Origin of the sequence: Clostridium saudiense, assembly GCF_000577815.1 — a bacterium.
Taxonomy (GTDB): Bacteria; Bacillota; Clostridia; order Clostridiales; family Clostridiaceae; genus Clostridium; species Clostridium saudiense.
Genome location: NZ_CBYM010000006.1, coordinates 117,091 through 127,903, shown reverse-complemented (window position 1 = coordinate 127,903; position 10,813 = coordinate 117,091). Strand labels below are relative to the sequence as shown.

Here is a 10,813-nt window from a genome sequence, read left to right as displayed (position 1 = left end):
TTGGTTTACTAGCTCAGTCGGTAGAGCACTTGACTTTTAATCAAGGTGTCCGGGGTTCGATTCCCCGGTAAGCCACCAAAGCAACTAAGAATTTTCTTAGTTGCTTTTTTTTATTAATTAATATTTAAAATGAATAAAAATTAAAATATTTCAGTCAATCTTTAGCAAAAGTTCGGAATAATTAGCAATTATCACTGTAAAAGTAAAAAATATTGGAAATTGTAAATGTATACATTAGTATAAAGATATAAATCTAAATAAGTTATAAGAATTAAACATTTAGATTTTTATTAAGAATGTGAGGGGAAAATATAATGAAAAGAGGATTATGTTCGGTTTTAGCTACTATAGTATGTACAAGTTTATTTGTAGGTTGTCAAGGGAATGATGAAGTAGATAAGAATATTACTGAAATAAAGGATAATAAGGTTACTTTAACAGTTTTAACAAATAGAACAGATATTGTTAATACAGATTTAAAAGCATTTTCTGATAAATATACAGAAAATAATCCAAATGTAAAAATTGAATGGCAAGGTATAACAGACTATGAAGGGGATACAAAGGTAAGGCTTAATTCAAGTGATTATGGTGATGTACTTTTAATTCCAAATAGTTTACCAGTTTCTGAACTTCTAACTTATTTTGAACCACTTGGAAAATCAACAGATTCTGAGATAAAAGATTATAAATCTAATACAAATAAAGCTGTTTATGATGAGGAAAGTGGAGAATATACAGTTTATGGATTAACGTATGGGTTAGGTGCAGAAGGTATAGTTTATAATAAAGCAGCTTTTAAAGAAGCAGGAATAGAAGAGTTACCAAAAACTTTAGATGAGTTATATGAAGCGGCAGAAAAGCTTAAAGAGGTAGGAATAATTCCACTAGCAACCAATTTTAATGATAAATGGCCATTAAAAGAATGGTTTATGTATGGATGGATGTTAAGTGGAAATCAAAATTATAAGAATGAATCTTATAATGAAAAAGATATATTTGCAAGTGATAAGCCATTAGGGAAATCACTTGATGTACTATATGAATTTGTAAGTAATGGATGGGTTGAGGAGGATTTAGCAACTACAAATTGGGAACAATCAAAAGTAGATTTAGCTAATGGTAAAATAGCTATGGCAATACTAGGAACATGGGCAATTCCTCAAGTACAAAGTTTAGCTGAGAATTCAGACGATATAGGATTTATGCCAGTTCCAACAGAAGATGGTACTTTATATTCAGTATGTAGTCCAGACTGGGCATTAGCTGTAAGTAATAAGTCAAAGCATAAGGATGAGGCAAAAGATTTTTTATATGCATTTTTAAAATCTGATTATGCAGATGTAAATGGATTTATTCCAGCTAAAGAAGGTATAGAGTCAAACAATACAGTAATTAAGGAATTCCTAGAATCTGGAGTAAATACATTAGTAGAGGAACCAGCAACAGTTGAACAAGAAGGAAAGTTTGATCTTATTACAAATGAAGGTTCTATTGATATATGGGGAGGAACTTTTGTTCAAGATTCTGCATTAGCAGCTAAGAGAAGTAGGGAAGAGTTTGAAAAAGAAGTAGATAAATTAAATAACTCTTGGAATAAAGCACAAGAAACATTAGAAATAAAATAATAGTTAGTATATAAGGAAATAAAAGACTAAAGTCCAATGATAGACTTTAGTCTTTTTATCGTTAAATATTACAAAAATATTGTAAAATAAAACAAAATTAATAAATACTACAGAAATTATAAAAGAAGTAGTATAAAATTTATATGAAATGATGAAGAAAGGTGAGTTTATGATACGGGTTGAGAATTTAAGCAAAGAATTTAAAAGTAATAAAAAATATCCTGGGTTTAAAGGTGCTATTAAATCTTTTTTTTCTACAGAATATATAACTAAAAAAGCTGTGGATGACATTAGTTTTGAAATAAATGATGGAGAAATCGTTGGATATATTGGAGCAAATGGAGCAGGAAAATCAACGACTATAAAAATGATGACTGGTATTTTAACACCTACAAGTGGAAGGGTTTATGTTAATAATTTAGTGCCTTATGAAAATAGAGAAGAGAATGCAAAAAATATTGGGGTTGTTTTTGGTCAAAAGACTCAGTTATGGTGGGATCTACCTATATCAGAGACCTTTTCATTATTAAAGGATATATATGATGTAAGTGATGCGGATTTTGAAGAGAGAATGAGATTCTTAAAGGAAGTGTTAGGATTAGGGGAGTTCTTTTTAAGTCCTGTTAGAACTTTATCTTTAGGTCAGAGAATGAGGGCAGATTTAGCAGCTGCACTAATACATAATCCGCAGGTAATATATCTTGATGAACCAACGATAGGATTAGATGTAGTTGTAAAAGAAAATGTTCGTAAAGCTATAAAGGAAATTAATTCAAAATATGGAACAACTATCATATTAACTACTCATGATTTAGATGATATTGAGGAACTTTGCAATAGAATTATTATTATTGATAAGGGGAAGAAGATATATGATGGTGAGATTAAAGGGGTTAAAGAAGAGTATGGGTATTTAGCAACTGTAGAAATACAAGTAAAAGAGGAAATTTCTTTAGAAAGCTTAAATATCTTTGATGATATATATAAAGATAAAGATTTTAAAATAGATTTTAAAGAAAATAAACTATTTATTACATTTAATATAAATAAGATATCTTCTTCAGAAATAATAAGTAGAGTAATGAAAAAAATAACAGTGGTAGACTTTGCTGTGAAAGAAACAAGTATAGAGGATATTGTAAAGAAGATGTATAAAAATGAGGTGTAATCGATGTTTAAATTAAATAGATACAAGCCTTATATTCCATTTGCTAGAAATGTTTTTCAAAGATTAATATCTTATAAAGCTAATGTGCTTTTCTTTATGTTTGGTGATTTGCTTATGTTGGCTGTAACATATTATTTATGGAAAGCTATTTATGAAAGTAGTAATGAAAGTATTCTAAATGGATTTGGATTTAATGAAATGATAATTTATATTTTTATATCATTTATTACTTCTGTTATGATAAGTGTTGATATCAGTCATGATATTTCAAGAGAAGTTAAGGATGGATCTATTGCAATAAATTTAGTTAGACCACTGAATTATGAAAAAAGAATGTTGTTTCAGGGGTTAGGAAGTATATTATATAATTTTATTGTAATTTTTATAATTACATTTTCTATAACTACAATTTTGTATTATAAGTTTTTTGGTTATGTAAGTATTGTAAGAATATTATTATATTTTTTTAGTGTTATTATAGGGATATTTATTAATTTTTACTTTAGCTATATATTTGGCCTTGTTGCTTTTAAAATAACAAATATGTGGGGGTTGTCACAAATAATGCAGGCTATAGTGAATTTGTTGTCTGGAATGTTAATTCCAATAGCGTTTTTTCCAGAATGGGCTCAGGCAATAATTAACTTATTACCATTTAGTTCATCTATTTATACTCCAACAATGATTTATTTAGGAAAGATTACTGGAGTAGATATTATAATAGCATTAGGATTACAGATATTTTGGGTAATAGTACTTATGATAATTTCTAAAATAATGTGGAAAGCTTTGATTAAAAATTTAACTATTTTAGGGGGGTAAGATATATGAAGAAGTACTGCAAATTATATATAAAGTTCTTACAACAATATATCAAGACCTTGATAGAGTATAGAGCGGATTTTATTTTAGGGCTTATAGGTTTTTTGTTTGTACAATCTATAGGAGTTATTTTTATAGGGTTAATATTTAATAATATACCATCATTAAAGGGATGGAGTTTTTATGAAATATTATTTATATATGGTTTTGCTCAAATTCCTAGAGGAATAGATCATGTTTTTACAGATCAGCTTTGGATATTTAGTTGGCAAACTATAGTTGAAGGAAAATTTGATAAGTATTTAGTAAGACCATTAAATCCATTATTTCAAGTTATAGTTGAAAAATTTCAACCAGATGGCTTTGGTGAGATAATTATAGGTAGTATTCTTTTAATATTTTCATGGGTTAAATTAGGCGTTGAAGTTACTATTATAAAGATGATATCGTTAGTTATTATTATTATATTTGCAAGTTTTATTTATACAGCCATAAAACTTGCTGTTGCTTCCATAGCATTTTGGGTTAAATTTGCACAAAGCTATCTTTTCATGGTTTATCAATTAAGTACATTTGTTAAATATCCAATAACGATTTATCCAGGTTGGATTAGAGGTGTATTAACATTTATAATTCCTTTTGCATTTACAGGATATTTTCCAAGTGCATATTTATTAGGAAAAGGAAGTTTTGTTTTAGGGGTCGTGATGACTTGTTTTATAGGTGTTGTTAGTTTGTTAGTAGCTTATAGAATATGGCTTTTAGGTATTAGTAGATATGAAAGTAGTGGAAGCTAAAATATAAAAAAGATAGAAAAAAGGTTATATTAATATTTATTTAATATAATCTTTTTTTTGTATTTATAATACCATAACTTTTACTTGTGGTTTTAGAAAGTTTTTAGAGTGGAGTAAAAATAATAGAAGCAAATGCATAAAAAAATCATATGCATATAATTTTTAGTATACTATGCAAATTGAGAGTTTCACAGTTTATGTATATACGATTAACAAGCCTTTTATAGTCCTACTGATTAATTAATTTGAAATCGATATGATATAGATAAATTCTCTAAAGAGCCAATTAGAAAAAGTTGTTATAAAAGTTTTAAATGGTAATTATGATAAAGTTCGATTGTTAATTTAATAACGAAAGTAGTATAGTGAGGTTGTAGATAAAAATTTTTAAAAGCTTAAAATATAGAGTTGGAGGAATAGATATGGGATATAAATTGTTATCAAATGAAGTAAATAATTTATTTGAAGAATTGAAAAGGGAGTATATGATATATGCACCAAAAAGATTCTTAAAACAAGGCAGATATTCAGATACAGATATAATTAAGTATGGTGAAGTTAATTCTTTTCAAGAAATTGTTTATAAAGAAAAATCGACATATCCAGCAAAAGAATTAATTACACCAATTAATCAAACGTTATACTTTTTTACTGAAGATGAATTTAGAGAAAGTAAAAATCCATATGGTGATAAAAAGATATTAATATTTGCAAGACCTTGTGATATAAATGCACAAAAAAGACAAGATAAAATTTACTTGGAAAATGGTGGATTTGAAGACGCCTTTTATAAAAGAATTAGAGAAAAGGTTAAGTTTGTCTGTATAGAGTGTGTTGAAGGATTTGATACTTGTTTTTGTACAACAATGGGAAGTAACAAAACAGATGATTATAGCTTAGCTGTGAGATTTGATGAAAATTCAGCATTATTTAACATTAATGATAACGAGTTTGATAAGTATTTCACAGATTGTGCTAAAGAAGAATTTGAACTTAAATTTATAGAGAAGAATATGGCAGAGGTTAATCTTCCAGAAATAGAAAGTAAGGAAGTATTAAATAAATTAAAAGAACATTCAGTATGGAAAGAGTATGATAAAAGATGTATTCAATGTGGAAGCTGTACTGTAGCTTGTCCAACATGTTCTTGCTATACAACTAGAGATATAATTTACAATGAAAATGCTAATGTTGGAGAAAGAAAAAGAGTACAGGCATCTTGCCATATTGATGGGTTTGATGAAATGGCAGGAGGACACAGATTTAGAACTAATGCTAGCGATAAAATGAGATATAAGATATTACATAAAATACATGACTATAAAGAACAATTTGGAGATAATCACATGTGCGTAGGTTGTGGAAGATGTACAGATAGATGTCCAGAACATATTTCTATTACAGCAACTATAAACAAAGTAGACAAGGCAGTTAAAGAAATTGTTGGAGGTAAAAATTAATGCGCAATATATTAACACCAAAAGCATATAAAATTATTGATGTAAGAAAAGAAAGTAATTTAGAATATACATTTAAAGTTGAAACTGATATTAAAGTTGAACATGGACAGTTTTTACAATTATCAATTCCTAAAGTTGGAGAAGCTCCGATATCAGTTAGTGGGTTTGGTGATGGATATTTAGAATTTACTATTCGTTCAGTAGGAAAAGTAACAGATAAAATTTTTACTTTACAACCAGGAGATACATTATTTTTAAGAGGTTCTTATGGTAAGGGATGGCCAGTTGAAAAATTAAAAGGTAAAAATGTAATTATAGTAGCAGGAGGAACAGGGGTTGCTCCAGTAAGAAGTATGATAAATATGTTTTTTAATGATGAAACATATACAAAAAGTGTTAATTTAATATGTGGCTTTAAAGATGAAAATTCAGTTCTTTTTAAAGATGAATTAGCATTATGGAAAGAAAAATTTGAAGCTATATATACATTAGATAAGGGTGAAAAAGAAGGGTTTGAAAATGGATTAGTTACAACACATTTAGCTAAGCTACCATTCGAAAAATTTGGAGATAATTATGAAGTAATAATAGTAGGACCACCAATGATGATGAAATTTACATCTTTAGAATTTGTAAAATTGGGAGTTCCAGAAGAGAAAATATATGTTTCTTTTGAAAGAAAAATGTCTTGCGCAGTAGGAAAATGTGGACATTGTAGAGTAGATGAAACTTATGTTTGTCTAGAAGGTCCTGTATTTAATTATACTAAAGCAAAGGATTTATTAGATTAGGAGGAATTATATTATGAATCACGATATAGATATAAAGAAGACTAGAATAAATTGTTTCCGTCAATCAAAAGTTCCTGGAGAATTTATGTTACAAATGCGCATTCCAGGGGGAACAATAAATGCAAAATACTTAAGTGATGTAGAACATATATCATTAACTTGGGGGAATGGAACTTTCCACATGGGAATGAGACAAACTTTTAATATTCCAGGAATAAAATATGAAAATATAGAATCAGTTAATGAATATATTAAAGAATATATTAAAGAAGTAGAAGTTGATGAATGTAATTGTAATATGCCTATAGATGATAAGGGATATCCTACAATAGGTGCTAGAAATATAATGGCATGTATAGGGAATACACATTGCATAAAAGGAAATATAAATACTAAGGAATTAGCAACAAAGGTAGAAAACTTAATATTCCCATCACATTATCATATTAAGGTATCAATTGCAGGTTGTCCTAATGACTGTGGTAAGGCTCACTTCCAAGATTTTGGGGTAATTGGTCAAGCTAGAATGGAATATCATAAGGAAAGATGTATTGGATGTGGAGCTTGTGTAAAAGCATGTGATCATCATGCAACAAGAGTATTAAGTTTAAATGAAAATGGATTAGTAGATAAAGATCCATGTTGTTGTGTAGGTTGTGCTGAATGTGTATTAGCATGTCCAACAAGTGCATGGACTCGTAGTCCTAAAAAGTTCTATAGAATAGTTATAGGTGGTAGAACTGGTAAACAAAATCCTAGAATGGGCAAAACATTTGTTAACTTTGCAAGTGAAGAAACAGTTCTTGGAATATTTGCGAATTGGCAAAAGTTCTCAGCTTGGGCGTTAGATTATAAACCAGAATATTTACATGGTGGACATTTAATAGATAGAGCTGGATATAATAAGTTTAAAGAAATTATTTTAGATGGTGTTGAGCTTAATAAAGAAGCGTTAGTTGCAGAAAATATATATTGGGCAGAAACAGAGTATAGATCTAATATAAACGTCAAAGCTATAAGCAAGCATAAATCAATAAGTACAACTAGACCTATTAAAGATAATTAAATATAAAAATATATAAAAATAGTAGCATGATAAAATGTTTAATTTACAACTATTAAATATTAAGAAGTGCTACTATTTATTTTGCTAAAAATTTATAATATAATGATTTTAATATTATAAATGAGAGGTATTAAGTATGAAGGTAACAATAAAGGATGTAGCAAGAGAAGCACAAGTGGCAACGTCTACAGTTTCTAGAGTCTTGGCAAATAGCAGAAAAATAAGTGAAGAAACTAAGGAAAGGGTAAATGAAGCTATAAAAAAATTAAATTATACGCCTAGTATAGTTGCAAGAGGTTTAGCTAATAATAGAACAAGAATATTAGCTGTCCTACTACCAGGGGGTGCAGAGGTTTCGTTTGAAAATCCATTTTTTGTCCAAGCAATGAAGGGAATTAGTATGTATGCAGAAAAAGAGGATTATTATATCATGTATGCATTTAAAGATAAAAAGGCTGATGAAGAAGAATGGGTAAAGAAAGTAACAGAAGGTAATCTTATAGATGGTTTATGTCTTTTTAATGTAAAAGACAATGATATTACAATTAACTATTTAAAGAAAAAACAATTCCCTTTTGTTGTTATAGGTAGGCCAGAACAAATAGATGGTGTTTTATGGGTTGATAATGATAATTTTGCAGCTGTATATAATTTAACTCAAAAACTGATTGAAAGAGGAAATAAAACTATCGCATTTATTGGAGCTAAATCAGATATAAATGTTTCGAAAGATAGATTAAATGGATACAAACAGGCTATGTATAGCAGGAATATAGAAATTGATAATGAGTTAATAATTGAAATGAATAATTTTACTGAAGAAGAAGGATACATTGCAGCGCATAGAATTTTAGAAAAAAATAAAGTTAATGCTATTATTGCTACAGATGACTTATTAGGTTTTGGAGTACAACGAGCAATAGAAGAATTAGGATATAAAGATATATCTGTTGTTGGATTTAATAATATTCCTTTATCTCAATATAAGAATCCACCTTTAGCTTCAGTGGATATAAACTCTGAAAAATTGGGTAGATATGCAACAAAGCTTATTATAGATAAGTTAGAAAATAGAGAAAATAAAGGTTATCATGTTATAGAAACCAATTTAATAGAAAGAGAATCATTAAAGTAAATATATAAATTATGCAACCGATTGCATTAATGAGAGAAAAAGGAAGATAAATAAATGTAATCGTAAAATTTGAGAAATTTTGGCCCAAATTAGTGTTGTAAACAATTTCTTAAAATGTTATATTAAATTTAGAAATTTTAAAAAAGACAAGCTTATAGTCTTTTTTTAATATGTACAGCTGTGAAGCTGTACATATTATTTAAACAGTTATGCAACCGATTGCATGAATTAGGGGTGAAAATATGGAGAGAGTTTGGTGGAAAGAAGCGGTTGGGTATCAAATATATCCAAGAAGTTTTAAAGATTCTAATGGTGATGGAATTGGGGATTTAAAAGGAATAACATCTAAGTTAGATTATTTAAAAGATTTAGGAATTGATGTTATTTGGATATGTCCTATGTATAAATCTCCAAATGATGATAATGGATATGATATTAGTGATTATCAAGATATTATGAGTGATTTTGGGAATATGGATGATTTTGATGAATTACTTAGGGAAGTACATGCTAGACAGATGAAATTGATAATTGATTTAGTTGTAAATCATACAAGCGATGAACATAAATGGTTTATAGAATCAAAATCATCAAAAGATAATCCAAAAAGAGATTGGTATATTTGGAGAGCTGGAAAGGATAATAAGGAGCCTAATAATTGGGAAAGTATTTTTAAGGGATCTGTATGGGAATTTGATAAAAATACAGAAGAATATTTTATGCATTTATTTACTAAGAAACAACCAGATTTAAATTGGGATAATAAAGAAGTAAGAGAAGCTATTTATTCAATGATAAACTGGTGGTTAGATAAAGGAATTGATGGATTTAGAGTAGATGCAATAAGTCATATTAAAAAAGAAGATGGATTAGTAGATATGCCAAACCCTAAAGGGTTAAAATATGTAGAATCATTTGATAAACATATGAATGTTTCTGGAATTCATAAATATTTAAAAGAACTTAAAGAAAGAACTTTCGATAAGTATGACATTATGACTGTAGGAGAAGCTAATGGAGTAGATGCTGAAGAAGCAGATTTGTGGGTTGGAGAAAAAGATGGGAAGTTTAATATGATATTCCAATTCGAACACTTACATTTATGGGGAGCTGAAAGTGAGAACAATTTTAATGTTAGAAATTATAAGAAAGTATTAACAAAATGGCAAAAAGCTTTGGATGGAAAAGGGTGGAATGCACTATATATAGAAAATCATGATATACCTAGAGTTACATCAACTTGGGGAAATGATAAAGAATACTTAAAAGAATGTGCAACTGCTTTTGGTCTTATGTATTTTATGCAACAAGGTACACCATTCATTTATCAAGGACAAGAGATAGGGATGACAAATGTAAAATTTGATTCTATTTATGACTATAACGATGTTAAGGGAATAAATATCTATAAGGAAAAGGTTGAACAAGGATTAAGTGGTGAGGAAGCATTAAAATATGTATGGGCAGTATCAAGAGATAATTCACGTACTCCAATGCAATGGGATAGTAGTGAAAATTCTGGATTTACTACTGGAAAGCCGTGGATCAAAATAAATAAAAATCATAAATATATAAATGTAAAAGATCAATTAAAAGATGAAAATTCTATTTTAAACTTTTATAAAAAAATGATTAATATAAGAAAAGAAAATAAAACTCTTATATATGGTAGTTATGATTTAATACTAGAAGATCATGAGAAAATATATGCTTATACGAGAATTATGAGGGAAGAGGAATTTGTAATAATAGTTAATTTATCTCATGATAATGTTAAGTATTCTTATGATATTAACCTTCATAGTGATGGATTATTATTAAGTAATTATAATGTTGAAAAACATGCTTTATTAACTGAGTTTGATTTAAGGCCATATGAAGCAAGAATTTATAAGGTTATAAAATAAAGAATATTTAAAAGTATTAATAATTAAAAATATTTGTAA

9 protein-coding genes and 1 tRNA gene are annotated in these 10,813 nt (G+C 28.0%); all 10 read left to right on the top strand.

The window, feature by feature from the left end; translation table 11 throughout:
* Positions 1–2: 2 nt before the first annotated feature.
* The 10 genes from TY07_RS05105 (at position 3) to TY07_RS05060 (ending at position 10,774) form a co-directional block, all read left to right on the top strand.
* Positions 3–78: transfer RNA gene (locus tag TY07_RS05105), tRNA-Lys, on the top strand.
* A gap of 236 nt (positions 79–314) precedes the next feature.
* A complete protein-coding gene (locus TY07_RS05100) occupies positions 315–1,628 on the top strand; it encodes an ABC transporter substrate-binding protein (RefSeq protein ID WP_052330615.1) in 1,314 nt (437 codons plus the stop codon).
* Positions 1,629–1,797: 169 nt separating this feature from the next.
* Positions 1,798–2,796: an ABC transporter ATP-binding protein gene (locus TY07_RS05095; RefSeq protein WP_042396292.1), complete on the top strand. Its 999-nt coding sequence runs from the start codon at positions 1,798–1,800 to the stop codon at positions 2,794–2,796.
* Positions 2,797–2,799: 3 nt separating this feature from the next.
* Positions 2,800–3,618 (top strand): ABC transporter permease, encoded by an 819-nt coding sequence (locus tag TY07_RS05090; RefSeq protein WP_042396289.1) that lies wholly within the window; start codon positions 2,800–2,802, stop codon positions 3,616–3,618.
* 5 nt (positions 3,619–3,623) lie between these two features.
* A complete protein-coding gene (locus TY07_RS05085) occupies positions 3,624–4,415 on the top strand; it encodes an ABC transporter permease (protein ID WP_042396287.1) in 792 nt (263 codons plus the stop codon).
* A 422-nt stretch (positions 4,416–4,837) separates the two neighbouring features.
* A complete protein-coding gene (gene asrA / locus TY07_RS05080) occupies positions 4,838–5,875 on the top strand; it encodes an anaerobic sulfite reductase subunit AsrA (protein WP_042396285.1) in 1,038 nt (345 codons plus the stop codon).
* Positions 5,875–6,666, top strand: a complete 792-nt coding sequence (asrB, locus tag TY07_RS05075) for an anaerobic sulfite reductase subunit AsrB (protein ID WP_042396283.1) — start codon at positions 5,875–5,877, stop codon at positions 6,664–6,666. The genes asrA and asrB overlap by 1 nt, the downstream gene beginning before the upstream one ends.
* 13 nt (positions 6,667–6,679) lie before the next feature.
* Positions 6,680–7,732, top strand: a complete 1,053-nt coding sequence (gene asrC / locus TY07_RS05070) for a sulfite reductase subunit C (RefSeq protein ID WP_042396282.1) — start codon at positions 6,680–6,682, stop codon at positions 7,730–7,732.
* A 136-nt stretch (positions 7,733–7,868) separates the two neighbouring features.
* Positions 7,869–8,867, top strand: a complete 999-nt coding sequence (locus TY07_RS05065) for a LacI family DNA-binding transcriptional regulator (protein ID WP_042396280.1) — start codon at positions 7,869–7,871, stop codon at positions 8,865–8,867.
* Between the two features lie 242 nt (positions 8,868–9,109).
* Positions 9,110–10,774 carry a glycoside hydrolase family 13 protein gene (locus tag TY07_RS05060; RefSeq protein WP_042396277.1) on the top strand — a complete coding sequence of 555 codons (1,665 nt, stop codon included), beginning with the start codon at positions 9,110–9,112 and terminating at the stop codon, positions 10,772–10,774.
* Positions 10,775–10,813: the final 39 nt, after the last annotated feature.

Coding starts and splice junctions, on each gene's coding strand:
- TY07_RS05065 (WP_042396280.1), top strand. CDS start 7,869: ATGAAGGTAACAATAAAGGATGTAGCAAGAGAAGCACAAGTGGCAACG.
- asrC (WP_042396282.1), top strand. CDS start 6,680: ATGAATCACGATATAGATATAAAGAAGACTAGAATAAATTGTTTCCGT.
- asrA (WP_042396285.1), top strand. CDS start 4,838: ATGGGATATAAATTGTTATCAAATGAAGTAAATAATTTATTTGAAGAA.
- TY07_RS05085 (WP_042396287.1), top strand. CDS start 3,624: ATGAAGAAGTACTGCAAATTATATATAAAGTTCTTACAACAATATATC.
- TY07_RS05060 (WP_042396277.1), top strand. CDS start 9,110: ATGGAGAGAGTTTGGTGGAAAGAAGCGGTTGGGTATCAAATATATCCA.
- TY07_RS05090 (WP_042396289.1), top strand. CDS start 2,800: ATGTTTAAATTAAATAGATACAAGCCTTATATTCCATTTGCTAGAAAT.
- TY07_RS05100 (WP_052330615.1), top strand. CDS start 315: ATGAAAAGAGGATTATGTTCGGTTTTAGCTACTATAGTATGTACAAGT.
- TY07_RS05095 (WP_042396292.1), top strand. CDS start 1,798: ATGATACGGGTTGAGAATTTAAGCAAAGAATTTAAAAGTAATAAAAAA.
- asrB (WP_042396283.1), top strand. CDS start 5,875: ATGCGCAATATATTAACACCAAAAGCATATAAAATTATTGATGTAAGA.